The sequence below is a fragment of the Algibacter sp. L3A6 genome, assembly GCF_009796825.1.
GTDB lineage: Bacteria > Bacteroidota > Bacteroidia > Flavobacteriales > Flavobacteriaceae > Algibacter.
On sequence record NZ_CP047030.1, the window covers coordinates 706265 to 732675 of the forward strand.

The window sequence follows — 26411 nt, forward strand, 5'->3', positions numbered from 1 at the left end:
AAAGTTTTAGATTTTAGTTTTCTAACGCGTCCTTTTTAAGTTTTATAGCTCCTAAATATCTATTTAATTGTTTTTTAACAACTGGGAATAAGAAGTAAAGACCTATCATATTAGGGAATACCATTGCAAATATCATAGCATCTGAGAAATCCCAAATTGATTTCATACTAGCAGCAGCTCCAATAACTACAAAAGTTAAAAATAATATTTTATAAGTTAAATCTGCAGCTTTACCTCTTCCGAATAAAAACTTCCAAGATTGTAAACCGTAATACGACCAAGAGATCATAGTTGAAACTGCAAACAGCACCACTGCAATAGTTAAAAACACATTAGAGTAAGGAATATACTCTGCAAAGGCTTTTGCTGTAATACCTGCTCCCTCATAAGATTCGCCATTGATAATTGCAACACCTTGTCCTGTAACATCTCCATACTCAAAGAATCCGCCAAAGTTAAAAATGATAATAACTAAAGCTGTCATAGTACAAATTACAACCGTATCAATAAATGGCTCTAATAAGGCAACTAAACCTTCACTAGCAGAATATTTTGTTCTTACCGCTGAATGCGCAATAGATGCAGATCCTGCTCCTGCTTCGTTTGAAAAGGCAGCACGCTTGAAACCTACTAACAATACACCTATAAATCCACCAACACCAATTGCTGTTGGGTTAAATGCTTCTTCTAAAATTAAACCTACAGCATCATCAATAAGTGTGAAATTACTTAAAATGATGTATAAACAACATATGATGTATAATAACGCCATAAATGGAACTACTTTTTCTGTAACAGATGCTATACGTTTAATACCACCAATAATAATGATACCTACAGTAAAAGCTAATATAACTCCAATCCAGAATCCAGCTCCAGTACTCTCTAATCCTAATAAATCTTTTATTACAATTGTAGCTTGGTTTGATTGTGCAGCATTACCTCCACCAAAAGAACCTCCAATACAAAAGATTGCAAATACAACCGCTGCCACTTTTCCAAGTTTAGCAAAACCGCGTTCCTTTAAGCCTTTCTTTAAATAATACATTGGTCCTCCGTAAACCGTACCATCTTCACCAACATCTCTATAATGTACACCTAAAGTACATTCTACAAATTTGGTTGACATCCCTAGTAATCCACAAATAATCATCCAAAAGGTTGCTCCCGGACCACCAAGTGCAATCGCTAAAGCTACACCTGCAATATTACCATTACCAACAGTACCTGATACTGCAGTTGCCAATGCTTGAAAATGACTTACTTCACCTTCGCTACTTTCATCTCTAATGGTATCAACAATATCACCATCTACGGCTAAATCATTTTCAACGCTAACAAGATGCTCTTCTATATCATCTATTGTATTGATATCTATACCTTGAGCAACACCACCTTCACCATAAAGTTCTTTAGCGCCATGCTTTTCAATATCTTCATATTTACCTCTTACCGTTTTAATAGCCTTTCCAAAATATCTAACGTTTGGAAAACCGAAGTAAATAGTAAAAAATAATGCACTTACTACTAAAAGAATTAAAACAAATGGGGTACCGAATACTTGAAAGAAGATAACGTTCGAGAAAAAATCTGAAATCGGTTTAAACGCCTGGTCTATTTGCTGATCTATACCTAACTCGGCTGTCTCTTGTGCAAATGTTAAAAAAGGTGCTATTAATGTAAAAATTGAAAGAAGATATTTCTTCATAAGATATTATGTTGGTTAATTAAATTTCAAAAAACTAGCTCATTCTCTTATAGAATGACACAAAAAAGTAGCAAGATGCTAAAAAAAAACGGTATTTTAAAAAAAATACCGCTAAAATCGTATGATTACTGCTCTATATTATACTCTGTATTTAATGCTTCAATTTGTTCTGGACGTCCCAAAACAATAATTTTAGAATTTTTCGCCAGTTCTAATTCTGCTTCTGGGTTAACAATATATTCTCCGTTTTCATCTTTATAACCAATTACGGTACAACCCGTTTTTCGGCGTAAATCTAAATCGCGAATGGTTTTAACTATATTATTACTATGTAATTTTTCTACAGCTACTTCTTCTATATTTATATTCGATTTACCGACAATAGATAAGTTATCAATAAACTCCATAAGTCCTGGAACAACAACTAAAGATGCCATATGATCTCCACCAATTTTATCTGGTAAAATAACATTATTGGCTCCTGCAAACTTCAACTTACTATAAGATGACTCTTGAGATGCACGACTTATTATATTAATTTTTGGGTTAATTTGTCTAGCTGAAAGCACTACAAATAGATTATCAGCATCACTTGGTAAAGCAGATATAAAACAACTTGCTCGATCTACACCAGCCTGCACAAGCGTTTCATCTTCATTAGCGTTACCTATAACATAAGGTGCGCCGTCTAACTCCAACTTCTCAATCATTTCTTTGTTCTTCTCAACAATAACATAAGATCGGTTGTGCGCAGCCAATTTTACAGCTGCCTGTTTTCCATTTCTACCGTAACCGCAAATAATAACATGATTGGCAAACGTATCAATTTTCTTTTGCATCTTTTTCTGTTTTAATTCTTCAATGTGGTCTTTGCTTAAAATATACTCGGTAATGGTAGATAAAGCGTAACCAACAATTACAATACTAGTTAAAATTAAAAAAATAGTAAATATTTTGGAATTATTATCGAGCGGTACAACTTCTCCAAAACCGACCGTAGTTATGGTAATAACCGTCATGTAAAGGGCATCGATAGCGGTATAATCCGATATCATCATGTAGCCAAACACGCCAACGAGTAGAATAAGAACCAGCAAAAATACGGCTGTATATATTTTAGTTCTAAAAATTCTTATTAATGGATTCATAAATTATAGGTCAAAAACCGAAGAGCGTTTTGTGTAAATTAAATCTTTTATACGCATCCAAAAAGCAAGAAATAAATACAAAGCAAAGCCAAAACCAACCGTTACAAACGTTACATACATAAAAGAGGTACGCACCACTTTAGCGCGAATACCAAAACGATCGGCAATACGTTGACACACGTAATAACCATGCTTCTGAAAAAACAATAAGGGTTTATAGATATTGTTCATGCTTGCAATTTAAGGATTCCTTTTTTTGTTTAAAAGCTATTAGGTTGAAATATTTAACGCTTTCTTAATATTAATAACAATACCCTGTCAAATATTGAAATCCTTAGAAAAACAATAACTATTTAGTTAAAAGTGAATTTCCAACGGCACATTGTAAACATTTATTTTTATCGCAGTACTCTGTTTTTAATTGAATAAGCGATTGTGATTGAAAGGCCGATTTAGACACTTTTTTTAGTTTATTAAAAGCATCGATGATACTATTTTTTTCTGAATTGATTTCTGAAGCTATCTTTAAAATGGAGCGATCTATATCTTGCCCTTTTTGTTTAGCATAACAAAATTTTAAAGGAAGAATCGTGTTTATTAACAATAAATCTGTGAATGCTTTTGTAATGGCTTTTGTTGAAGATTTAGATGATTTTTGAAACGTATAATGTGTTTTCCAAAACTCGGAAGTTGACACATTAAAGAGTTTATAGAAATCTTCGAGCTTATCGAGCTCGATTACTTTAGAGAATAGATTTTGATGCTCGTGATATAAATTTGCGAATTGAGACAGTCGTATGGTTGGAAAATTTGGTGGCCGTAATCTAAAAAACTGTAATGGCAATACTTGATTTTCTTTAAGCTGAAACTTCTGTTTTAAAAAACTGTATTCTTTTGATAAACTTATATAGTAAGCATCTTCCACAGATTCTGACAATAAATTAGCTTGTCCAAACAGTAAGGCTTCTAAACTTTGCAAATTAGATTGTGATTTTCTAACCACCGAAAAATCGACCGATTGCGCCAAACTTAAAAAAGCATATCCATTTACTTTTAGCCCAAAGTTTTTGGCAAGCATTTTAAAAAGTACGGCTTCCCAATCGTTTTTAGATTCTTGCAAAAGCAATTCAATAGCTCCTGCTTTTCGTTCTAGCCTTTCAAAATACAAGCGCTCTAGCCAATTGGTTAAAACAAAATCGTCGGTATTTACAAAATCATTTTCACAATTAATCCATGTGTTTTGTTTTGCAAAAAGCTTTTTATAATTGTTTAAAAGCGTAAAATCAATATAATCGCGCAACACTAATGTTGGAATAGGCGTATTATCTTTTCTAAAAATCTCGGTATCATGCTCCCAAACTACGTGTAGAATAACACCATCGTAAGCTGGATCTTGTTCATGATTGTGCAAATACCAATCGGATGATTTTATATGAATTTCCACATTACCCGCCCAAAGTTGCTCGCCAATAGTAAGTTTTGCATTAAAAAAATCGGGACCAGAATTAAAGTTATGTTGCCCTACAGAAGTAATAGTTATAGCTTGATTTGCTTCTGTTTTTAAACTTTGAGTTTGAAATTTCTTGAATTTCCAGATGTAGTGTAGAAAATCTTCTTGCATTTTTTAAAGATAGAATACCAGTTTAAAATTTCCAAATGAAATTAAAAATTGAATTCTATTAAAGTAAAACACAGCGAGGTAATAATCTTGAGGATTAATTAAATTACTAACTTTGCAATCTAGTATAAAACTACATTATGGAACAACTTACGCTTACTACTCCTGCTCTTTTATTTTCGGCTATTTCCTTAATTATGTTAGCATATACCAACAGGTTTTTAGCTTACGCCGCAACTATTAGAAATCTACATGATAGGTATACTGAGAAAAAAGATAGTGTATTAATGGCACAAATACAGAACATAAAAAAGCGTTTGTATTTAACGCGAAGTATGCAAATTTTCGGTATTTCGAGTTTACTATTATGCGTAGTGACTATGTTTTTAATTTACATACAACAAAATGCAATTGCTGTTTGGGTGTTTGGCTTGGCGCTACTTTTGTTAATCGCTTCGTTATCGCTTTTAATTATTGAAATTCAAATTTCAGTTAAAGCTTTAGAGCACCATATTAGTGATATTGAAAATAATAAGTAACACTAGTAAAATTTAAAAAACGTAATAATAAACAGAACCTTGACTGATAATGCGCTAGGGATTGAACGGTTTGTTTGAGCTCCCTGACTTTTTAGGAGGGAGCGAGTAGTGAAAGCCCGACCCTTGGGGTAGCGCCCAAAATTTTAAAATTTACTGGAACCTAATGGCTTTTACTGGAGATATTTTTGTAATAATATACGAGGGTATTAAAAGCATAAGTAAACACAGAATTAGTGTCCCTACATTTAGCGCAACTATATAACCTAAACTTATATATACTGGGGCTTCGGAAACGTAATACACACTTGGATCTAGCGGAAATAGTTTGAAATATTTTTGCGCAAAGAGCAGCCCTAAACCGAGCAAGTTACCCCAAAATAAACCTAGTAAAATAAGGTAGGATGCATTGTATAGAAAAAGTTTACGGATGCTCCAATTGTTACTTCCTAGGGCTTTTAAAATCCCTATCATTTGCGTACGTTCGAGTATTAAAACGAGTAGTGCAGTAATCATGTTTATACCTGCTACGAGAATCATGATCCCAATAATGCCGTAAATATTTTTATCGAATATTTTTATCCACTCAAAAATGGAACTGTACTTATTACTTACGGTAATCGTGTTGAGTGTAGACGGTGTGTTTTGGTAAATTTCGATACCTTTTCTATCAAGTTGCGAATAATCGGAAATAAAAACTTCGAAGTTCCCTATTTGATCTTCTTCCCAATTATTAATACGTTGTATATGGCGAATGTTCCCTAATAAATATTGTTGATCTAATTCCTGAAAACCGGAATTATAAATACCTACAATTTGAAATGATATAATGTTTGGTGCTTTTTCGGTATCGTCTTTTGCAAATACCATTTGAAATTTTTCACCAACCTTAAAACCTAGCCTATCGGCTAAATATTGCGAAATTAAAACCTCTTCGCTCCATTTTTTGGTAAAGCTTGGTAGTTTGCCTTCTACAAGAAATTCTTGAAAGTAACTCCAATCGAAATCTTGACCGACACCTTTAAACACGGCCCCTTCGAAATCGGTTTCTGTTCTAATAATTCCGAATTTTGTTGCTACGGCTTGTACGTGCTTTATACCATCAACCTCTTTAAACTCTGGATAAAACTCCTGATTTTTAGAGATTGGCACGATACTTTCTTGTGAGTTATTACTATCGAAATTACTAATGGTAACATGCCCATTGAAAGCGACCACTTTATCACGAATTTTTTGTTGCAAACCAATACCTGTAGCAATGGCAATCATCATGACCACAATACCAATAGCAATAGCGGCAATACCAATTTTTATTATTGGTGCCGATACACTACTTTTATACGCTTTACTACCAATAATGCGTTTGGCTAAAAAAAACTCGTAATTCAAAATTTATTATGCTATTAAATGTTTTCAAAAATACTGTTTTATTATTTGTTTTAGTAATGATTTCTTGTGGGAATGTCACGAAATCGAAGTCGGAAAACTTAACGCTTTTAGATAAGGAGCGTCCAAAACAAACTGAAACAAAAAAAAGCATCACTGTTGGTGCCAACCAAACGGCTCTTTATTTACCTACACTAGAAGGCAAACGTGTTGGTATTGTAGCCAACCAAACTAGTGTTATTTTTAAAGGAGACACCAATACACATTTAGTAGATTCCCTACTTGCCTTAAACGTTGATATTAAAACGGTTTTCGCACCAGAACATGGATTTAGAGGTACGGCAGACGCTGGCGAAGTTATTAAAGATGGTGTAGATATAAAAACCAACTTGCCTATAGTTTCCCTTTACGGAAAAAACAAAAAACCTTCGGTGGAGCAATTGAAAAACTTAGATTTGGTTGTTTTTGACATTCAAGATGTTGGTGCTCGTTTTTACACTTACATTTCGAGTTTACATTATGTAATGGAAGCTTGTGCCGAGCAGAATATTCCTGTTTTAATTTTAGATAGACCGAACCCTAACGGGCATTATTTTGATGGTCCTGTTTTAGAAACAGCTCATAAAAGTTTTGTGGGCATGCACCCTATACCAACTGTGCATGGCATGACGATTGGAGAATATGCAAACATGATTAATGGTGAAAAATGGCTAAACCAAGGTATCACTTGTGATTTACAGGTTATTCCTGTGAAAAACTATAACCATAACCTAGAATATAGCTTACCTATAAAACCTAGCCCGAATTTACCAAACGACAAATCGATAAACCTTTACCCTAGCCTTTGCTTTTTTGAAGGCACAAACGTAAGTGCTGGTCGTGGAACGGAAACGCAATTTCAGATTTTTGGGAGTCCGTTTTTAAATAAAACTCAGTTTTCTTTTCAGTTTACACCACAACCCAATCATGGTGCTAAGCATCCAAAATATGAAAACAAATTATGTTATGGTGAAAACTTAACTACAGCCGAAAACCTAAATGCTCTTAATTTAAATTGGCTGATAAAAGCTTACAACAACACCGGAAATAAAACAGAATTCTTCAATTCGTTTTTCACGAAACTAGCCGGAACAAAAAAATTACAACAACAAATTGAATCTGGATTAAGTGCCAATGAGATTAAAGCAACTTGGAAAACAGGCTTAGATGCCTTTGCTAAAACACGCTCAAAGTATTTAATGTACGAGTAAAATTTAAACGTATTATTTTAAAACAGTAATGAGTCTATCTGGGTAATCGGTAATAATCCCGTTTACGTTATAGTCTATCATAAGCTGCATATCTTGTTCGGTGTTAACCGTCCATGGTATCACTTTAAAACCTCTATTTTTTAGATCACTAACTGTTTCTTTATTTATCAACTTGTAATAGGGACTTATAATAGCTGGCAAATAACTCATTTCATTAAGTTTCTCTAAAATAATCTCATCGTCCTCTACCAAAAGGGCAACCTCCATTTTAGGAGATTGAATTTTTATTTCTTCTAAAATCTGTAAATCGAAACTTTGCAAATTGGTTTCGTTACAAGCGTTGTTTTCAGTTAGAACATTTAAAACTAATGCTACAAATTCTTTAGGCTTTGGAGTAAAAACATCATAATACTCCGGATCTGATTTTATTTCAATATTGAATTTTATTGCTGGATTTATTTTTTTAGTTTCTTTTAAAACCTCAGATAAAGATGGCTTGTATGTTTTTACTTTTTCCTGATTTGGGAATTTAGAATGATATTTAGAACCACAATCAAATTGTTGAATATCGGCTAAAGTCATTTGATACAAATTATACTTCTTTGCATCTTCATCTAAAATAGCGTCACCATTAGGACTTAAACAAATCACAGAATTCATATAAGGTTCATGGCTAACAACAACTATTTTATCTTTAGAAACTGCCACATCCAACTCTAAAGTATCCACACCCAATTCCAATGCCTTTAAAAATGCCGGCATACTGTTTTCAGGTAACAAACCGCGACAACCACGATGCCCTTGAATATCAATCTTACAATGTTTCAAAATAAAAAAGTATTAATCTTTATCAGAAATTATAGTTGGTCTATCGTATTTCTTAAAAGGCTGTTTTAAGAGTTCTTTTATGTTTCCGTTAGCTTTTTCATCTGGAAAAACATCAACGCCATAAATTAACTTCTCACGATCAAAATCCATATAAGTACCAAGCAGTCTATCCCAAACTGAAAATATATTTCCGTAATTAGAGTCCGTATAAGGCAACATATAGTGGTGGTGTACCTTATGCATATCGGGCGACACCAATACATAACTCATTATTTTATCGACACTTTTTGATAACTTAATATTAGCATGTGTAAACTGCGTAGCCACCAAAGACATTGATTGATATAGCATAACAATACCAATTGGAGCTCCAATAACAAAAACACCTAATAGTGTGAACATAAAACGAATAATACTTTCCAAAGGATGGTGTCTATTGGCCGTAGTTGTATCGACTTTATGATCGGAATGATGAACCAAATGCACCATCCATAACATAGGCACTTTATGCTCTACAAAATGCGCTAAATAGGCTCCAAAAAAGTCCATTAGAAATACACCTAGAATAATGTACAACCATAGTGGCATTTCTGGTAACCAGTTTAAAATCCCAAAATCGTTAGCCATTACCCAATCTGCTGAGTTAAGTAGTAAAAAAGCTAACGCAAAATTAATAACGACTGTAGTTAAAGTAAAAAAGATATTTGGAGCTGCATGCTCCCACTTTTTATAATTGAATTTAAATAATGGTACCGCACCTTCTAAAAGCCAGAAAAAGGCCAAGCCTCCAACTAAAATTATACTACGGTGTGATGATGGTATAGTCTCGAAATAGTTTAGAAATGTTTGCAAGAGTGGTTGTTTTTGTTTTACAATATAGTAAAAAAGTTATTATACCAAGCCTAGTAAAATAACAATCAGACTTCAAAACTAAACCTTAATGCGCTTTTTCATTTCTTCTACAATATTAAATGCAGCCGGACAAATAGCCACGTTTTTTAAAGTAAGATGCGAAATTTGTTGAAACTTACTTCTATCTGTATGTGGAAACTCACGGCACGCTTTTGGACGCACATCGTAAATAGAGCAATAATTATCGGCATCTAAAAAGGTACACGGTACACTTTGTAAAACATAATCATTCTCATCATCTACACGCAAAAATTGCGATATAAATTGCTGTGTTTTCATTCTAAAATGTTTAGCAATTCTATCTACATCTTTATCTGTAAATAGCGGCCCAGTGGTTTTACAACAGTTAGCACACTCCAAACAATCGGTACGTTTAAACTCTTGTTCATGCAAATCTTGCATAACGTAATCTAAATTTTTGGGCGGCTTCTTTTTTAGCTTTGTGAAGAATTTTTTATTCTCGTTATGCTTATCTTTGGCCTGCTTTGGAAGATTATTAATAATGTCTTGCATGGCGCAAAAATAACAATTTTAATTGATGCCCTTTTCACTTTCGTGGAAATGAAACTCGCTTTTTTATGAAAGACCTTTTCGGACAAGCCTTATTAGATTACCAAAACGGAAACTATACTGAAGATATTATAACATCTACAAGTATTTCTGATGATGATGCCTTGCCAATTCCTTATCTATTTCGCCAATTCGAAGAGATGCCGAAGCTAGAGCAAAAAGCTTTAAAACTAGCAAAAGGTGACATTTTAGATGTTGGTTGTGGCTCAGGAAGCCATAGTTTGTATTTACAAGAAAACAATAAAAAAGTTAAAGCTATCGACGTTTCTAAAGGCGCCATTGAAGTTGCTAAACTTCGTGGTGTTGTAAATGCTGAAATAAAAAATATTTTAGATGAAACAGAAACGTTTGATACCATTTTATTATTAATGAATGGTACCGGAATTTTTCAAGAATTATCTCAAGTTTCAAAATACTTAACTCACCTAAAAGGGTTGCTTCATCCTGGCGGACAAATTTTAATGGATTCATCGGATATCAAATACATGTATCAAGATGAAGATGGCGGTTATTGGATGGATACTAACTCGAACTACTATGGTGAGTTAGATTATTTTTTATCTTATAAAAACGAAGAAGAAATCCCAATGAAATGGTTATATCTAGATTTTGAAACTTTAAAATTGGCTTGTGAAACGGTTGGTCTTAAATGCGGCATTATAAAGGAAGGTGAACATTTCGATTATTTGGCGCAATTGACGCATTTTGAATAGTTTTGATGTTGTTTAACTCAATATTTTAAAGCATATAAATCTATTCTAACATTGAACTTTATACGATTTCTCCTTATGTCGAAATGACTAACGGTTACGCATCTTTAAGTGTTTTTGTCATAGCGACATTAGAACGTATCACAATCGCCCCCCTGGACTTTAACATCTGCTTTTTATTCAATAAAAAAAGCTAAAGTTCAAAAAAATGAAACCTTAGCTTTTCTATTTATTATATTTTTAAACATTTATCGCTTTCGCGGAAACACCAACTAAATGTATCTTAAAAATCAAATTTAAATGTTGCTCCTGCTAAAAACTGAATAGCCTGAACAGGTGTATTTTGCCAACGTTCGTAATTATTATTGGCTATATTATTTGCTTTTGCAAATACTGAAATTTGCTCTGTTACATGATAACCAACATGTGCGTTCGCATCAAAATAACTATCCAAAGTAATAGTTTCTGGTGTTGATGTTGTTAATAAAAATTGATCTTTACGTTCGCCTGTGTAAAACAAATTAGCTCCTGCAAACCAATTTTGATTAATTTGATAATCTAAAAACATAGATCCTTTTACATCTGGTAAATTCCATGCTTCGGCTTCGGTATCGCTAGAATAGCTAAAATATTCGGCTTTTAAACCTAAGTTAAAGTTTCGGTTAATATCAACATTTATTTCACCTGAAACTCCAAAAGTATTAATGTCATCGTAAACAACTCCAAACGAGTTTCCATAGGTATAGTCCTCAAAAGAGCGGGTAATTTCATTAGATAAAAATAAAGCTTTGTTTTGGGTCGATGCATAACTTCCGTTAACGTTATAACTCATAGTGCTAGAAAGTTTTCCTTTTAAACCAACATACGCATTGTATTGTTTATCTGTTGGCGTAATGAATAATGTTGGAGAAACAAATGGGTTTTCGGTAGCAAAATCGTAATAAGAATTTTGTTCTAAATCACCTTGAATACCTCCATAAGCAATTACCACATCGCTAACCACTCTATAGGTTGCTGTAATGTTTGGATAGATATAGAAGTTGTTTGATCCGCTTTCTGTATCATTTAAATAATAGGCAGAAACTCCAAGATTTAATGTTAAATCGTCTCTAATAAGTTGATAGCTTGGCATAATACCAACCTGAAAATTACCATAATCGATACTTTCTAAACCAGAATATAGGTTACTAAAACCGCCACCTAAGTAATCAATCTTTACTTCCGTAGAAATCTCTTCTCCATTAACAGGAACATCTACTTTCCCTTTTGCTATAAAACGATTTTCTCCTGAACTTTGATTATCAGCAAAACGTCTAAACAATACACTTCCAGAGTTAATGTAAGTATCTTCAAAACTAATATCTCCTCCTACATGTGCATTATAAAATGCGTGACCGACATTTATATTATCGTCTTGTGCAAAAACCACTTGAGAGTCTGGAACACCATACCAATTGTAGTTTGAGTATTGAAAACCTCCTTCTACATTCCAAGCCATATCGCGCATACGACTCGCATAATTCACGTTTATTTTTGAATCTGAAAATCCATCATCAAATTCTACACCTTCGATATTTCCTCCAGAAGAATGATGACTTACATAACCACCAACACTTTCGTTTCGGCTTATGGCATGATTTAAATATACTTCACCTAAAATAGTAGTATAACTACCCACACCAAGTGTTGCGTAATTATCAAACAATTTTACGGGTTTTGCTTTTTCTACAACTGCCGCCTTTCCTTTTGAAGGTGTAAAGGTTGACGCTACTGGAAAAGAAAAAATGTTGTATTTAATTTCTTTTTTAGTTTCGGTAGTCGCATCGTCTAAAGTTGGTGATTCTTTTACTTTAAACGCATCTGAAATTGATGGCGCGTATGGTTTAACAACGTCTATAACACCTGTATTTAAAGTATCATTCTGTTTGCTTTGTGCATACCCAAGTGTTGCTATACATGTTGTTGCAACGGTTAATATTCTATTGATGTGCTTACGCATATTTTATAATTTTTATTTCTTAATTAAATTCTAAGATTCAAATTCTAACCTACTTAAAATGGCTTTTGAATAAAACTAATCTTCTGGTAAAATAGATGAATTGGTTTTAGATTCCTCTTTTTTAATTTTGCTTAATTCAGCTTTAGCTTCTGCTACAACATCATCAAATTCTTTAAAATTTGTAATAACACTCTCTAAAATATATGTGGCCTGAAAAGCATCTTTTAAAGCATAAAAATTCTTAGCCATTAGCACTAAGCCTTTCGCACTATAATATTTGTAACCCGAGTAGTTTTTAGCTAATTGTTGCACCGTAACATTAGATGCTTCGTGCTTACCTTCCTTGTTTTTAAAATAAGCGTTGTAATATAAAGCCTCGGCAGCAGTTTCGCCTGTAGCTACTTTTTCTACTTGAGTGTATGCCGTTTTTGCTAAATCTTCATTATTTGTTTTAATAGCCGAACGTGCAATTATAACTTGAGCATCTGCTTGAATTTTATTGTCGATTTTAGGATTCTTAAGCACTTTTTCAGCATAAGACACGGCTTCGTTATAATTATTCAATTCGTAATTCGCCTTCATTAAATTAGATTGTGCAAACACAACGTTTTGAGGAAAATTTGCCTCACTCTCTAATCTTGCTAAAATAGGCATCGCTTTGTTCCAGTTTTTAGAACTTAAATAAAATTGAGACAACTTCATTAAAGCCTCCTCTGTGTATTCACTTCGAGAAGCATCTACAACATACTTATAATGGGGAGCAGCATTCTCTAACAAATTATTTTTTGTATAAAGTTGTGCCACATAAAAATGTGCCTGTAAAGCATGTAACCCACGTGGAAATTCGTTTAAATATTTATTAAATTGTGTAATGGCCTTATCTGTGTTATTATCTAAATACTGTTTTTCCGCAGCCTCGTAAGTGGCATTATCTAAATCGGCATCGGTAACTTCTACATAGTCTAATTGCTTAACCCAAACCGCATATTCGTTTACACGACCTAAATCGATATAAATTAATCTTGCCGTTGCAACCGCTTGCACAGCTTCTGGAGTACCAGCATAATCGTTTGCTACTTTTTTAAACTTCACTAAAGCTTGCTCGTTTTGACTAGAATTATAATACACCAAACCTTGACGCAACAAACCTTTTGGCACAAACGAACTCATTGGGTATTCGTTTGCCAATCTATCGTAAATTGGCATAGCTTTATCGGTTTCATTTGCTTTTACATATGAATTACCTAGCTCGAACATAGCATCGTCACGAAGTTTTGATTTTGGGTATTTTGAAATAAAACTACTTAATTCACTTATTTTCCCTGAAGTATTTCCGGCATAACCGGTACTTATTGCTTTTTGAAAAAAGGCATAATCAGATTCTATTTCATTTAATCTAATAGCATTCTTATAAGCATCTATAGCACTGCTATATTCACTTGAAACAAAATGCCCATCACCTAAACGTAAATAAGCATCATTCAACCTTACTTTATCATCTTTTTTACTTGAAATAAATTGATTGAAGTACTTTGTAGCTTGTTCATAATTTTTAAGCTTGAAGTAAGTGTAAGCTAAATTATAATCTAAGTTTTCAAACTCAGGAGTAGATGTCGCTTCGTTTTGTTGCTGAAATTGTTTAAAACCAATTAAAGCATCATCGTAATTAGTTAAATTATAATCCGTTTCAGCTTTCCAAAAGGTTGCTCTAGCCGTAAATCTTTGGTCTTGTTGTTCTTTTAATGAACCATTAAAAAGCGCCGACGCTTCTTTAAATTTATTTTCATTATACAATTCTAAACCACGGTAAAATGCTACTTTTTGATAAGCTACCTTGTTTTCGAAACTACGTTTCCCCTCTAATAACTTAAGCGCTTCTGTATAATTTTTTGATGTAATGTAAGAATCTATTAAAAGCGTTTCCACTTCTTCTTTATAACTTGTATTTGGGTATTTCTCTAAATAACCAGCTAATACTTGTGGTGCCGATTGGTAAGAGTTTCCTATTTCGTAACTAATTTTAGCATAATTAAGCCAAGCATCTTCTTGGATTTTTAAATCGAAATCCATTTCCGAAGCATTTTTAAAAGCATTTAAAGCCTCTTGCTTTTTTCCTAAATTAATATAACTTTCACCTAAATGATAATATGCATTTTGAGCAATTGAGTTCTTACCTCCAATAATTTTATTGAATTCAGACACTGCATTTTCAAAATTACCTTGCTTGTAATACGCATAACCTAATTGGTAATAATCGGTATTACTCCACTTCCCTAAGCGATCTCTTTGTCCTTTTTTTCCTTGATATGCCGTTAAATAAGGAATAGCCTCTGCATAATTTTCTAGGTTGAAATAACTTTCACCAATAATTTTAGAAAGCTCAGACACTTCATCTGCATCACTTTTACTTAATTGAGCTTTGGCTAATTTAATAGCCTCTTCAAACTTACCTAGCTTAAAATGTAAATCGGCTTGATAGTATGATAATTTTTCTTTGTAACGCTCTTGGTCGTTTACTTGTTCAAAATATTCATTTGCCTTATCGTAATCATCACCCTCATAAGCCATAAAACCAATGTAATATTTGGCCTGCGACCCATACTCTTCAGAGTTTTCTACTTTAGTTAAATACTTTTTGGCATCTTTAAATTGCTTTGTTGTAAAAGCGGTATAACCATTATTGAAGTAAAACTTTTCTTTTTCAGATTTACCTAAAGCATTTACATCTACTTTTTGATACCACTTTTGAGCGTAGGAGTATTTTCCGTTAACGAAATAATAATCGGCCACATCTACAAAAGCTGTGTTTCTTTTAGTACTTGTTGGGTAATCTTCTACAAAGTCCTCAATAAGTTGATCGGCGTTTTGCTGATTTAATCTTACTGCACAATTGGCTATATAATAGGCACAGTCGGACTGTAAAACATCTTCTTCTGCCGTTTTTTCAACATTAGCAAACAGCGATTTTGCTGCAAGATATTGTTGATTATTATAAAGTGATAATGCTTTTTGATACTCTACCAAATTACTGGTGTAAACAGCCGATTTTTGTGCCATAACCTGACAACTAAAACCAATGACAACCAGCAGTGAAAAAATATTATTTTTAATCATTAACAATTCGTTTTTTAATTTAAAATCAAAGATAATTGAATATTGAATCTATAACGAAATAATCGTGCCATAATTATAATTAGAGGTGTTAAAAATTCAAAAAACATGAGAACAATCTACCTTGAAATTAAAATTAAAGTTCGTTGGCAAAAACGTGTTTCAAATTTTTCGTGCTTAACTTTCAACTTTTCAGTTTTTAATAATACATTTACAGCACTTTAAAAATCTGCTTTTATGTCGAATGCCATTTTAGAATTAAAAAACGCGTCTATTTTTCAGGGAGAAAGCTTAGTGCTTTCTGATGTTAATGTTGAAATTAACAAAGGGGAATTTGTGTATTTAATTGGTAAAACTGGTACCGGAAAAAGTAGTTTTATGAAAACACTTTATGGCGATTTACCGCTTACAAAAGGTGAAGGTCATATTGTTGACTTCAACTTGAAAACTTTAAAGGAAAAAGAAATTCCGTTTTTACGCCGAAAATTAGGTGTGGTTTTTCAGGATTTTAAATTACTTCCAGATAGAACTATAAACGACAACTTGATATTTGTTTTAAAGGCTACAGGATGGAAAGTAAAAGCTGAAATGAATACTCGTGTTGAAGAGGTTTTGAATAAAGTAGACATGAAAACTAAAGGTTTTAAATATCCGCATGAGCTTTCTGGTGGCGAGCAACAACGTGTTGCTATTGCTCGCGCTTTACTTAATAACCCTGAACTTATTTTGGCCGATGAGCCTACTGGTAATTTAGATCCACAAACGAGTATTGAGGTTATGGAAGTTTTGCAAGACATTAATAAAAATGGTAACACCATTTTAATGGCAACGCACGATTATGCTTTACTTTTAAAATACCCAAGCAAAACACTTAAATGTGATGAGAATGCAGTTTACGAGGTGGTACAACGTAAGGGTTAATTATGTTATCGATACTAATACCAACCTTTAATTACAATATTACTTTACTTGTAGAAACAGTACACGTACAAACAAAAACACTAAATGTGCCTTTTGAAATTTTGTGTTACGATGATGGTTCTACAAATAACGAAATTATTACCGAAAACAAAAAAATAGAGAACCTCGAAAACACAACCTTTAAAATTCTAGAAAAAAACATAGGAAGAAGTGCTATACGTAATCTATTAGCAAAAGAAGCAAATTTTGAATGGGTATTATTTTTAGACGCCGATGTTTTACCAAAAAACGATGATTTTATTGCTTCTTATTTAAAACACATAACTAAAACCTCTCAAGTTATAAATGGCGGCATTTTATATACCGAAAAAAGACCAATGGACTCAGAGTTATTGCGTTGGTTTTATGGAAAAAAACGAGAGGCCCTTTCTACCGATAAAAGAAACAAAAAACCTTATTTAAGCTTATTAACCTTAAATTTTTTAATAAAAAAAAATGTTTTCAAAACGGTTTCTTTTGATGAGGATATCCCTAATTTAAGGCATGAAGACACCTTGTTTTCATTTCATTTAAAAACAAACAATATTAACGTTAAGCATATAGAAAACCCTACTTATCACTTAGGACTAGAGGAAAGCCGTGTGTTTTTAAAAAAATCTTTAGAATCTGTAGATGCCATTTACCTGTTTTTAAATCAAGGTTTAATCCCTAATAATTATACATTAATAACCAAAGTGTTTTTTCAATTAAAAAAAGCAAAACTACATTATGCATTGGCGTCTACCTTTACGACTTTTAGATCTAGTTTTGAACGACATTTACTTTCTAAAAAACCTTCGCTTTACTTATTTGATATATACAGATTAAGTTATCTTTGTTATCTAGACACCAATTAAATGCCGTTTTTTTCAGTAATAATACCATTATACAACAAAGAAGGTTTTATTGCAGACACTATAAAAAGTGTTCTCAATCAAACTTTTACAGATTTTGAGATTATTGTTGTTAATGATGGTAGTACAGATAAAAGTTTAAAAGAACTACAATCAATTAATGATGATCGATTAATTACTATTCAACAAAAGAACCAAGGTGTTTCGGTAGCCAGAAATAACGGAATAAAAAATGCTAAAGGCAATTATATAACTTTATTGGATGCAGATGATGAATGGAAACCAAACCATTTGGAACTATTTTATAAAACCATTAAACAATTCCCCAATGGAGCTTTATTCTGTAATGCTTATGATATAAAATCATCAGACAACTACACAATAAAAGCAACTTACAATATAGCAAAAGTTAATGAACCTCTTATTATTAAAGATTACTTTAAAGCAAGCCTAATAGATGCTATTGGCTGGACTTCTGCCATTTGTTTTAATAAAAACGATTTTTATGATGTTGGTGAGTTTGTCCCAGAATTTACTTCTGGACAAGATTTAGATTTATTAATACGGTTTGCTCTAAGAAAAACAATCGTTTTTAATCCTACAGTAACATGCTGTTACAATAAAACTGTAAAAAACAGTTTGTCTAAAAAAAACTATCAAGAAATTAGATACACTATTGTTAATAGTTTTAAAGACGAAGAATCACAAAACGCTTCGTTAAACAAATATTTAAACCTAAACCGTTATGCACTTGCTATGCAGTGCAAACTTATAGGAAACAAAGCGCTTTACAAAAAATTAATATCTGAGATTGACTTAAAGCCTTTAAACTTAAAGCAAAAAACATTACTAAGAATACCACGATTTTCAGCAATCTTAATGAAGAAATTCTACTTTTTCCTTTTAAAGAACAAACTATATATTTCCTCTTTTAAATAATTTATAATCGTTATAATCTCTTATATAATCGTCTTCATCAAACACATCTGAAGCCATCACTAAACACACAGAACCTGATGAGAAATTCTCTAACTCTCTCCAAACTCCCACAGGGATTAACAAGCCTTTATTAGGTTTATTAAGCATAATAGTTTTAACATTTTCACCATTGTCCAATTTAACCTCAAAACTACCACTTAGCGCAATAAGGACTTCCAACTGTAGTTTATGAGCGTGTCCTCCTCTACTAGCATCACTAGGTACATCGTACAAATAATAAACACGCTTAATATCAAAAGGAAGTGTGGTTTTTTCTATTACAGAAATATTGCCTCTTGGGTCTGTGATTTTTGGAATATCTATAATTCGAATATCTTTTATCGTTTTATTAATCATCGTTTTTCATTTAATAAATTACTCCATTCTTCACCTACCTTTAACAGACTCAAATGTTCTATGCTTAACCTAGAGTTTTGTTTACATGTTGTATATAAATCTTTATTTAAAACAAATTTATTCATAGCTCCTGCCAAGGCTTGTTTATTATAGTTTTCAACTATTAACCCGTTATATTCATTTACAACTATTTCAGACACTCCTGAACATTCAACAGATAAAACTGGGGTTCCTACCGATAGTGATTCTATTAATACTCTCGGAAAACCCTCATATCTACTCGTTAAACAACAAAACCTAGCATGTTTAACATACGGGAATGGATTATTAGTAAACGGCTTAAAATTTATATTGTCACTATTTGCTTTATACTTAAGCATATCTTTATCTTTTCCGTCCCCCAAGATTAAAAGCTTAATATTTTTCTCTGGTAATTGAGATATTTTGTAAGCTTCAATCAATAAAGAAACATTTTTAACTTCGTCACTTAATCTGCCATAAAACAGAATATAATCTTCTGTAAAATCTATTCCCTTTTCAGTCGAAGAATTATTGTCATCGATTTCTACAGGGTTATTAATTTTTATTACATTTTTAAACTTATAAGAGTTACTAATTTCATCTCTAATTTCTTCAGAAACTCCAACATAAGCATAAGCATTTCTAAAGATTCTCTTACCCCAAAACATACTTTTAGTAAAATATTTTGTGATTTTTCTACTCCGAATTACGTATATAATATTTTTATTTTTATACAGAATTCTTCGGGTAAAAAACTCAGTGATTATAGACTGTCTAACCCTATTATCTATGATAAAATCGAATTTATTCTCTTTTAGATAATTTTTAAAAATAAAAAACCGATTTAACCTCCCTTTGATAGAATTATCTTGTTCCTTTAATTCACCAAGATTTAATAATGATCCGGCATATTCGTAATCAACATCTTTTAAAACAGAAACAATATGTACATTATAACCTAAATTATCTAACATTTTAGTTAGTAACGCAGAAGAGCGTTCAGCCCCTCCACTTCCTAATGAGTTTACAACAACACAAATTTTCTTTCTATTCAAAATATCTTATTTGTTTGAAGAACTGTTTAATAATTTCACCCAAGTTTTGAGCACCTCTTTATCTGAATATTTTTCTACTGAAGACTTGCTATTTTCTTTACAAATCGCATACAGTTCTTTATCAGAATACATATTATCAATTGCTGTTTTAAGTGCGATAAAGTCTTGATCTTTAACTAAAATTCCGTTTTTTTTATCTTGAATAATTTCTGAAGGCCCTACTTTACAATCAAAAGAAATAACAGGAACACCTAAAGCTAATGCTTCAATTAAAACAATTCCAAAACCCTCTAATTTACTCGACAACAATAGAAATTGACTCGACTTAATATATGGATAAGGATTGTTTTTAAAGCCTAACAATTTAACAATATTACTTAAGTTATTCTTTAAAATAATTTCCTCTAACACTTCTTTATCCTTACCTCGACCTAAAATAAAAAGAGGAATACCTTTTTTTGCAGGCAATGAATCTTTATAGGCTAGTATGAGTTTATCGAACTGTTTTACTTCATTTTTTAATCGTCCAACCGCAATAATATATTTACCGTCTAATGGCTGAATACTTTCTTCACTTTTAAGAAAAATATCAGAGTCATAAAAATTTGGTATATACTCCAAATTATCAAAATCAAACAACCGTTTTGTAGCATCATAAATTCCCTCAGAAACTACAACTACCGACTTAGCTCTATTGTATAATTTATAAAATAAAATATGCCGAGGCATATAATTATGAATTCTAGAAGAATGAATTGTTAGAACTGTTTTTTTTATATCATAGATAAAAAAATGAAACATGAGTTCTCTAAAAGAATTGCTTTTAATTCTGAAATCCAAATAGAAATCTGCATTAATTTTATTCCATGTTTTTTTGAGAACAAACATTTTTTTTAGAGATTTAAAAAAGGGAATTTTATGAAAAATACCACTTAAATCGTAAAGGTCGCCTTTAAAATCATAATCTATCTCGCCTTGCATGGCAATAATAGAAACATGAAAATTTGCTTCATGAAAAGATTTTGACACCAATGAAGCTGCTTTTTCTGCTCCTCCACCTGTTAAGCAATCTACAAGAATGCATACGCTCTTTATCTTACTTTTGGTCATTTTCTAGTATTGCAAATTTGCTAACAAATATAATTATAACTCTAAAACTCATAGTATATTTGTAAGTTTACTAAATTAAAATTAAACAAAATAAAAAATTAGTCTTTTTGATTATAAATCAGTGCTATGTTAAACAATAATTCTTTAGTAACTGTAATCTGTTCTTGCTACAACCATAGTGATTATATTGAAAAAGCTTTAAATTCCGTTATAAATCAAACCTATAAAAACATTCAATTAATAATAATTGATGATTACAGCAATGATAACTCTATTGAAATAATTGATAGATGGATTTTAAAAAACGAAACAGGTATATTCATTAAAAACGTGAAAAATCTTGGCCTTACAAAATCTGTAAATGATGCTTTCAAAAATGTTAATGGCGCTTTTTTTATAGATTTAGCCGGAGACGACGTATTATTACCTCACTGCATAGAAACTCAAATATCGATATACAACGCTTATTCTCAAGATAAAATTGGTATTGTTTATGGTAATGCAAAAGTAACGGACACAATTAGCAATACATCCTATATATTTTATGATAAGTTTCTTCAAAGTAAAAAAACAACCTCACCTACAGATGGCTTTATTTACAAAGAAATACTCAACCACTCAAACACCATTTGCTCTGTAAGCGCTTTAATTAACACTGCTTTATTTAAAAAACTAGGAGGCTATGATGAAAATCTAGCTTATGAAGATTATGACTTATGGCTGAGAGTAGCACGAAAATACAGTATACTATATGTCGATAAAATTTTAGTAGAAAGAATAAAATTAAAGACTTCTTTAGGAAACATAAATTACCAAATATTTAGTAAAAAGGCCCTACAATTTAAATACTCTACATACATAATTGTAAAAAAGACCTTAAAAATGAATTTGACTAAAGAAGAAGATTTAGCTTCTATTCAAAAAATAAAGATAGAGGTAAAACAAAACTGGAAAGTTCTAAACGTTTTATTAATTGCAAAATATTATATTTTATTACTCAAATTAAAATTTAGAAAATAAAGTTAAAATACTTTAAGAAATTAAATAATCACCTCTAATCACAAAAAAACTAAACCTTTCCAATAATTACTGCAGGGCAACCACCAATAACGGAATTCTTAGGAAAACTTTTTGTGACTACTGATCGTGCGGCAACAACCACATTTTCCTCTAAACAAACGCCTTTCAAAATTGTTACATCGTTCCCGATAAAAACATTATCCTGAATTATAACCGATTCAGGTCTAGGATCACTTTCATGTCGTTTTTCAGGAGCTAGATTGTGAAAATTACTATCCATAATACTACAATTATAACCGATAAGAACATTGCTACCGATTATAATTTTTTTTTCTGCAATAATTGAAACGGCATTATTCATGTGGGTATTGCTCCCTATAGTAATTTCAGAAACACTAGTTCTAGCCTCAACATATGCATATGTATTATGAAAAAAAGGAGAGTTAACAACTCCAAATTTAACATTATCTCCCATTCTAACCTCTCCTTTTCCCTTAAAAACTATCGGCTGAAATGATTCATAATCACCATGTATATTTGGATTATTACTGTATTGCTTATAAATAAGTCGTTTAATCCAATTATCTAATCTAAAAACTATTTTACCAATCATTTCTGTAAATATTTAAACATGAATTACCCGACCCTACCAATTTTATAATTACTTATTAAATTTCTCTTTTATAAAAGATTTAACATCTAATTTTTTGTTTAAATTATATATCGTAAAAACACTAGATATCAAAATTAGAAAAACTAATAAAAAGCTTTTAAGTAGTACATCTCCTACATAAGTAATGCAAAAAGTAGAAAATACCAATAATAAGCAAACAAAGTAAACCTTTATAAACTCTGAAACAAAAACAAACTTATACCTAAATTTCATTATTAAAGAAATAATAACAAGGTGCAAAAAATAATAAATTATATAACTAACTCCCAATCCTAACAAACCATAGTTTGAGTATCCAAAAATATTTATTACTAGAAGTAAAACATTAAAACCTATTGCTGTTTTTATAAAAACACTTGAGTCACCATTTGCAATAATAACGTAGCCCAAAGACCAAGAAACTGCTTTAAATAAAGTCCCCATAATTGCTATGTTTATAAACAATAAAACTGGTAGAAAAGCTTTCGAATAAAGAATTACTATAAAATATTCTGCAAAGGTTAAAAATAAAACAATTACAGGAGTAATTAACAACACCACTACCATTGCCTGTTGTGTCACCGTTCTTTGAACACTTTTAATATCCTTTATAATTTCAGATAGCCTTGGAAAATAATCTTTACTCATAGACTCAAAAATGAGTCCCACATAAGAATTTATAATTATCATACCGACATTATAATACCCTACTTCCGTTAAACCTCCTACATTTGTAATATATACCTGAATTAAATACGCTACAAATAAAGTAATGATGCTACCAACACTTAATGTTACACCAAGTTTAATCATTGGTTTTCCTTCATGAAATACATTTTTCAATGATTTATGATCCGATTCAATTTCTACCGACAACGTAAAATACTTTGATATTAAATACCCTAAAAACGTTGTTAAAATAATAGTTGGAATAATAGCTTCTAAACCCAAAAAATAATACAAAGGCACTACTATAAAAACAGAACATACGCTACTATATAAATTAACCATAGCTAATTTCTTTAGTTTCCGTAAGCCCTGTAATATAGCCATATTACCAAATGTCAATTGTTTAAATAAGACAGCTACGGAAATCCAAATAAATGAAAACGTAAAAGATTTACTTTGGAAAGCAATCTCACTTAAAAAAGGAGATAATATTGAAGTTACGACCGTTCCCAAAACACCTGTAACCCATAATAATCGTTTTAGATTATAAATAACATTAGATACGTTTCTTTTATCTTCTAATTTATTTGCAAATGCTATTTCCTTAATAGAACTTGTATCTAAACCCAATTTAAAGATGCTAGTAATTAAGTGTATCGTAGAATTCAAAACTCCCATAATACCTACTCCAGCAGGACCTAAAAATATTGCAGCAAATTTAGACCTTAGTATTCCTGCTAATATATTTATGATTTGAACACCTCCAAACAAAGACGCACCCTTGAATACTTGTCTGTATGCTTTTTGGTTATCTGTCATAAAATAGATCCTGTTTTAAATTAAAACTTATTTACAGCTTTAACTATTTTATTAATTTCCTTTGTTTTCAAAGCGGGATGTAACGGCAAACTAACTACCGTTTTATGCATTTTTTCTGTTACGTTAAGAGATAGCGTGTTATAACCATTGAATGCTTTTTGTTTATGAGGGGGAATAGGATAATGTACCGAAGTTTGGATATCACAATTCTTTGTGTAGTCTACAAACTTTTCCCTTTCCTCACACCGAATAACAAATTGATGAAAAACATGATCTTTTTCACCTGAAAAATAAGGTAAAGTAATTTTAGAATTATTGATGTTGTTTAAGTACAAGTTAGCCAGTTCATTTCGTTTTAAATTATCACTATCTAAATGTTTCAGCTTAACACTTAAAAATGTGGCTTGCAACTCATCTAACCTGCAATTAAAACCTTTAATATCATTTTTATATGTTGATGTTCTGCCATAGTTTCTAAGTTTGAATATAGCTTCAGCTAATTCCAGATTATTGGTAGTTACGGCTCCGGCATCACCTAAGGCACCTAGGTTTTTTGTTGGATAAAAACTAAAAGCAGCAGCATCAGAAACATTTCCAGCTCTTCTACCATCTGCGTATCGCGCTCCATGTGCTTGCGCTGCATCTTCAATTAATAATAAATTATTTATCTTACAAACTTCTTCCAAACGCTCTACATTATACAGTTGCCCGTATAGATGCACACCTAAAATGGCTTTTGTTTTCTTTGTAATCGCCAACTCTATTTTGCTTACATCTATATTATAAGTATGGATATCAGGCTCTACTAAAACTGGCACTAACCTCGTATTTGAAATAGCCAAAATAGTCGCTATATATGTGTTTGCTGGCACTATAACTTCATCACCTTCTTTTAATTCACCTAGCACTTTATACGCTTCAAAAATAAGTTGAAGTGCATCAAGACCGGAGCTAACACCTATACAACGCTTTACTCCACAATAGGCAGCAAATTGATCTTCAAACTTTAAAACTTCTTCACCTAAAATGTATTGTCCTGAATTTAAAAATGCGTCAAATCGTGCTTTGAATTCTTTTTCAAAATTCTTATTAATTAATTTTAAATCTAAAAACTTAATCATATAAACACATTATTAAGTAACGGATGATTATTAACGCTTACCTTATAAAAATTTTGGATAACCGTTCTAGCTCCAAAGCCTTCTTTCCAAAACTGGAGGCCTTTGTTGACATGCAAACCATTATTTTCATTTGATGTTCCAAAATCAAAATACTTTTTCTCTTTAAACACGTCTTTGATTAAATGATGATGCAAAAAATCTAAACTTCCGTGTTCACTTTTATTTTCATTTCCTGATATATACTGAGAGTGCGCTACAAATTCAGTTTCAAAAACGGTGGTTCCTGCAACAATTTGGTCGTCATCATAAACATTAAATTGCCTAATATTATTCGGGAAACGCTTTTTCAATAGTGCTATTTCAGATAAACTATGTACAGGTTTAGCGTTGTGTTTATCCTTTAAGTTTTTAATAAGAATTGAATTCCAAAACAACTCGAAATCGTCATCTTCTTTAACCACTAAATCATGTTTAATTCCTCGTCTATAACCTTCTAATCGATTACTCGAAATTTGTAATTGACTATCCTTTAAATCAATAACCGACAATGTATCTTTTCTAAATAATTCGGCTTTCAAAATAAACATTAAATAGTCTATTTCTTCAGTGAAAACAGTGGTATATATAACTGGCATTTGTTTTAAAACAAGACTTTTAAACCCCGCTAAACTTAAATACTTCAGAAGTTCCTCAAAAATAGCCAGTACCTTTTCAAATTTAATTTCCTTTTGCAAAATTAAACCCCCATAGGTTAAGCCTTGATGGGAATAAATTTCATTACCCAACGCATTAGCAGGCAATACAGCTATGAGTTTATTTTTTTTATAAACAAGTAAAGAAAAATCTTGAAACCGATTGTTATGATAATCCATAAAATCTCTTTGGAATAAAAAAGTAGCATTTTTTGCTTTAGCTACAAATTGATTCCATGCTCTATAATTTGAGACGTTATACCTAACAATATGAATATCGTTCATTAGAAAATTATATCCTTAAGATTTACATAGGTTATTAGTTAT

General features: G+C 31.6%; 24 protein-coding genes. 7 read left to right on the forward strand and 17 right to left on the reverse strand.

Features of this window, described 5'->3' with window-relative positions; translation table 11 throughout:
* Positions 1 to 13: 13 nt before the first annotated feature.
* From GQR98_RS02925 to GQR98_RS02940, 4 genes are all read right to left on the reverse strand, one after another.
* Entirely contained in the window at positions 14 to 1708 is a 1695-nt protein-coding gene (locus tag GQR98_RS02925; protein ID WP_159018200.1) for an alanine/glycine:cation symporter family protein, read from the reverse strand.
* A 125-nt stretch (positions 1709 to 1833) separates the two neighbouring features.
* Complete coding sequence (locus tag GQR98_RS02930) at positions 1834 to 2856, reverse strand: potassium channel family protein (RefSeq protein ID WP_159018201.1); 1023 nt, start codon at positions 2854 to 2856, stop codon at positions 1834 to 1836.
* A gap of 3 nt (positions 2857 to 2859) precedes the next feature.
* Positions 2860 to 3087, reverse strand: coding sequence for a PspC domain-containing protein (locus GQR98_RS02935; protein ID WP_042499311.1), 228 nt, complete (start codon positions 3085 to 3087; stop codon positions 2860 to 2862).
* Between the two features lie 118 nt (positions 3088 to 3205).
* Entirely contained in the window at positions 3206 to 4477 is a 1272-nt protein-coding gene (locus tag GQR98_RS02940) for a DUF2851 family protein (RefSeq protein WP_159018202.1), read from the reverse strand.
* A gap of 137 nt (positions 4478 to 4614) precedes the next feature.
* On the opposite strand from GQR98_RS02940, the gene GQR98_RS02945 reads away from it, so the two are divergent.
* Complete coding sequence (locus GQR98_RS02945) at positions 4615 to 5013, forward strand: DUF2721 domain-containing protein (RefSeq protein ID WP_159018203.1); 399 nt, start codon at positions 4615 to 4617, stop codon at positions 5011 to 5013.
* Between the two features lie 150 nt (positions 5014 to 5163).
* Here the strand turns inward: GQR98_RS02945 and GQR98_RS02950 are convergent, their stop codons facing one another.
* Positions 5164 to 6399, reverse strand: a complete 1236-nt coding sequence (locus GQR98_RS02950; RefSeq protein WP_159018204.1) for an ABC transporter permease — start codon at positions 6397 to 6399, stop codon at positions 5164 to 5166.
* A gap of 8 nt (positions 6400 to 6407) precedes the next feature.
* On the opposite strand from GQR98_RS02950, the gene GQR98_RS02955 reads away from it, so the two are divergent.
* Positions 6408 to 7646 (forward strand): exo-beta-N-acetylmuramidase NamZ domain-containing protein, encoded by a 1239-nt coding sequence (locus tag GQR98_RS02955; protein WP_159018205.1) that lies wholly within the window; start codon positions 6408 to 6410, stop codon positions 7644 to 7646.
* Between the two features lie 12 nt (positions 7647 to 7658).
* Here the strand turns inward: GQR98_RS02955 and GQR98_RS02960 are convergent, their stop codons facing one another.
* The 3 genes from GQR98_RS02960 to GQR98_RS02970 form a co-directional block, all read right to left on the reverse strand.
* Positions 7659 to 8474, reverse strand: coding sequence for a glycerophosphodiester phosphodiesterase family protein (locus GQR98_RS02960; protein ID WP_233268068.1), 816 nt, complete (start codon positions 8472 to 8474; stop codon positions 7659 to 7661).
* 12 nt (positions 8475 to 8486) lie between these two features.
* Positions 8487 to 9326: a sterol desaturase family protein gene (locus GQR98_RS02965; protein ID WP_159018206.1), complete on the reverse strand. Its 840-nt coding sequence runs from the start codon at positions 9324 to 9326 to the stop codon at positions 8487 to 8489.
* Positions 9327 to 9404: 78 nt separating this feature from the next.
* Positions 9405 to 9899, reverse strand: coding sequence for a YkgJ family cysteine cluster protein (locus GQR98_RS02970; RefSeq protein WP_159018207.1), 495 nt, complete (start codon positions 9897 to 9899; stop codon positions 9405 to 9407).
* Between the two features lie 65 nt (positions 9900 to 9964).
* Between GQR98_RS02970 and GQR98_RS02975 the strand changes: the two genes are divergently transcribed.
* Positions 9965 to 10669 (forward strand): class I SAM-dependent methyltransferase, encoded by a 705-nt coding sequence (locus GQR98_RS02975; protein WP_159018208.1) that lies wholly within the window; start codon positions 9965 to 9967, stop codon positions 10667 to 10669.
* Between the two features lie 280 nt (positions 10670 to 10949).
* On the opposite strand, the gene GQR98_RS02980 is transcribed toward GQR98_RS02975, so the two are convergent.
* Positions 10950 to 12665, reverse strand: coding sequence for a TonB-dependent receptor (locus GQR98_RS02980; RefSeq protein WP_159018209.1), 1716 nt, complete (start codon positions 12663 to 12665; stop codon positions 10950 to 10952).
* Between the two features lie 75 nt (positions 12666 to 12740).
* Entirely contained in the window at positions 12741 to 15779 is a 3039-nt protein-coding gene (locus GQR98_RS02985; protein WP_159018210.1) for a tetratricopeptide repeat protein, read from the reverse strand.
* A gap of 234 nt (positions 15780 to 16013) precedes the next feature.
* Between GQR98_RS02985 and GQR98_RS02990 the strand changes: the two genes are divergently transcribed.
* Genes GQR98_RS02990 through GQR98_RS03000 form a run of 3 tightly spaced genes read left to right on the forward strand, consistent with a single transcriptional unit; the run spans position 16014 to position 18529 of the window.
* Positions 16014 to 16697, forward strand: coding sequence for a cell division ATP-binding protein FtsE (locus tag GQR98_RS02990; protein ID WP_159018211.1), 684 nt, complete (start codon positions 16014 to 16016; stop codon positions 16695 to 16697).
* A gap of 2 nt (positions 16698 to 16699) precedes the next feature.
* The gene (locus tag GQR98_RS02995; protein WP_159018212.1) at positions 16700 to 17593 is read left to right on the forward strand and encodes a glycosyltransferase family 2 protein; all 894 of its coding nucleotides are present in this window, start codon (positions 16700 to 16702) and stop codon (positions 17591 to 17593) included.
* On the forward strand, positions 17594 to 18529 hold the full coding sequence (locus GQR98_RS03000) for a glycosyltransferase family 2 protein (protein WP_159018213.1): 936 nt from the start codon (positions 17594 to 17596) through the stop codon (positions 18527 to 18529).
* Here the strand turns inward: GQR98_RS03000 and GQR98_RS03005 are convergent.
* Genes GQR98_RS03005 through GQR98_RS03015 form a run of 3 tightly spaced genes read right to left on the reverse strand, consistent with a single transcriptional unit; the run spans position 18506 to position 21111 of the window.
* Entirely contained in the window at positions 18506 to 18925 is a 420-nt protein-coding gene (locus GQR98_RS03005) for a sugar 3,4-ketoisomerase (protein WP_159018214.1), read from the reverse strand. The genes GQR98_RS03000 and GQR98_RS03005 overlap by 24 nt on opposite strands.
* On the reverse strand, positions 18922 to 20001 hold the full coding sequence (locus GQR98_RS03010) for a glycosyltransferase (protein WP_159018215.1): 1080 nt from the start codon (positions 19999 to 20001) through the stop codon (positions 18922 to 18924). The genes GQR98_RS03005 and GQR98_RS03010 overlap by 4 nt, the downstream gene beginning before the upstream one ends.
* A gap of 6 nt (positions 20002 to 20007) precedes the next feature.
* The gene (locus tag GQR98_RS03015) at positions 20008 to 21111 is read right to left on the reverse strand and encodes a glycosyltransferase (protein WP_159018216.1); all 1104 of its coding nucleotides are present in this window, start codon (positions 21109 to 21111) and stop codon (positions 20008 to 20010) included.
* A 126-nt stretch (positions 21112 to 21237) separates the two neighbouring features.
* Here GQR98_RS03015 and GQR98_RS03020 point away from each other — a divergent pair, with 126 nt between their 5' ends.
* Positions 21238 to 22131 carry a glycosyltransferase family 2 protein gene (locus tag GQR98_RS03020; RefSeq protein WP_159018217.1) on the forward strand — a complete coding sequence of 298 codons (894 nt, stop codon included), beginning with the start codon at positions 21238 to 21240 and terminating at the stop codon, positions 22129 to 22131.
* A 49-nt stretch (positions 22132 to 22180) separates the two neighbouring features.
* On the opposite strand, the gene GQR98_RS03025 is transcribed toward GQR98_RS03020, so the two are convergent.
* Genes GQR98_RS03025 through GQR98_RS03040 form a run of 4 tightly spaced genes read right to left on the reverse strand, consistent with a single transcriptional unit; the run spans position 22181 to position 26369 of the window.
* A complete protein-coding gene (locus GQR98_RS03025) occupies positions 22181 to 22744 on the reverse strand; it encodes an acyltransferase (protein ID WP_159018218.1) in 564 nt (187 codons plus the stop codon).
* Between the two features lie 48 nt (positions 22745 to 22792).
* Complete coding sequence (locus GQR98_RS03030; RefSeq protein WP_159018219.1) at positions 22793 to 24271, reverse strand: oligosaccharide flippase family protein; 1479 nt, start codon at positions 24269 to 24271, stop codon at positions 22793 to 22795.
* Between the two features lie 20 nt (positions 24272 to 24291).
* Positions 24292 to 25392: a DegT/DnrJ/EryC1/StrS family aminotransferase gene (locus GQR98_RS03035; RefSeq protein WP_159018220.1), complete on the reverse strand. Its 1101-nt coding sequence runs from the start codon at positions 25390 to 25392 to the stop codon at positions 24292 to 24294.
* Positions 25389 to 26369, reverse strand: a complete 981-nt coding sequence (locus GQR98_RS03040; protein ID WP_159018221.1) for a GNAT family N-acetyltransferase — start codon at positions 26367 to 26369, stop codon at positions 25389 to 25391. Before GQR98_RS03040 ends, GQR98_RS03035 begins: the two co-directional genes overlap by 4 nt.
* Positions 26370 to 26411 lie beyond the last annotated feature (42 nt).

Excerpts from the sequence above, each read along its gene's own strand:
- GQR98_RS02925 (WP_159018200.1), bottom strand. The coding sequence starts at position 1,708 with ATGAAGAAATATCTTCTTTCAATTTTTACATTAATAGCACCTTTTTTA.
- GQR98_RS02930 (WP_159018201.1), bottom strand. The coding sequence starts at position 2,856 with ATGAATCCATTAATAAGAATTTTTAGAACTAAAATATATACAGCCGTA.
- GQR98_RS02935 (WP_042499311.1), bottom strand. The coding sequence starts at position 3,087 with ATGAACAATATCTATAAACCCTTATTGTTTTTTCAGAAGCATGGTTAT.
- GQR98_RS02940 (WP_159018202.1), bottom strand. The coding sequence starts at position 4,477 with ATGCAAGAAGATTTTCTACACTACATCTGGAAATTCAAGAAATTTCAA.
- GQR98_RS02945 (WP_159018203.1), top strand. The coding sequence starts at position 4,615 with ATGGAACAACTTACGCTTACTACTCCTGCTCTTTTATTTTCGGCTATT.
- GQR98_RS02955 (WP_159018205.1), top strand. The coding sequence starts at position 6,408 with ATGCTATTAAATGTTTTCAAAAATACTGTTTTATTATTTGTTTTAGTA.
- GQR98_RS02970 (WP_159018207.1), bottom strand. The coding sequence starts at position 9,899 with ATGCAAGACATTATTAATAATCTTCCAAAGCAGGCCAAAGATAAGCAT.
- GQR98_RS02975 (WP_159018208.1), top strand. The coding sequence starts at position 9,965 with ATGAAAGACCTTTTCGGACAAGCCTTATTAGATTACCAAAACGGAAAC.
- GQR98_RS02980 (WP_159018209.1), bottom strand. The coding sequence starts at position 12,665 with ATGCGTAAGCACATCAATAGAATATTAACCGTTGCAACAACATGTATA.
- GQR98_RS02985 (WP_159018210.1), bottom strand. The coding sequence starts at position 15,779 with ATGATTAAAAATAATATTTTTTCACTGCTGGTTGTCATTGGTTTTAGT.
- GQR98_RS02990 (WP_159018211.1), top strand. The coding sequence starts at position 16,014 with ATGTCGAATGCCATTTTAGAATTAAAAAACGCGTCTATTTTTCAGGGA.
- GQR98_RS02995 (WP_159018212.1), top strand. The coding sequence starts at position 16,700 with ATGTTATCGATACTAATACCAACCTTTAATTACAATATTACTTTACTT.
- GQR98_RS03000 (WP_159018213.1), top strand. The coding sequence starts at position 17,594 with ATGCCGTTTTTTTCAGTAATAATACCATTATACAACAAAGAAGGTTTT.
- GQR98_RS03005 (WP_159018214.1), bottom strand. The coding sequence starts at position 18,925 with ATGATTAATAAAACGATAAAAGATATTCGAATTATAGATATTCCAAAA.
- GQR98_RS03015 (WP_159018216.1), bottom strand. The coding sequence starts at position 21,111 with ATGACCAAAAGTAAGATAAAGAGCGTATGCATTCTTGTAGATTGCTTA.
- GQR98_RS03020 (WP_159018217.1), top strand. The coding sequence starts at position 21,238 with ATGTTAAACAATAATTCTTTAGTAACTGTAATCTGTTCTTGCTACAAC.
- GQR98_RS03025 (WP_159018218.1), bottom strand. The coding sequence starts at position 22,744 with ATGATTGGTAAAATAGTTTTTAGATTAGATAATTGGATTAAACGACTT.
- GQR98_RS03030 (WP_159018219.1), bottom strand. The coding sequence starts at position 24,271 with ATGACAGATAACCAAAAAGCATACAGACAAGTATTCAAGGGTGCGTCT.
- GQR98_RS03035 (WP_159018220.1), bottom strand. The coding sequence starts at position 25,392 with ATGATTAAGTTTTTAGATTTAAAATTAATTAATAAGAATTTTGAAAAA.
- GQR98_RS03040 (WP_159018221.1), bottom strand. The coding sequence starts at position 26,369 with ATGAACGATATTCATATTGTTAGGTATAACGTCTCAAATTATAGAGCA.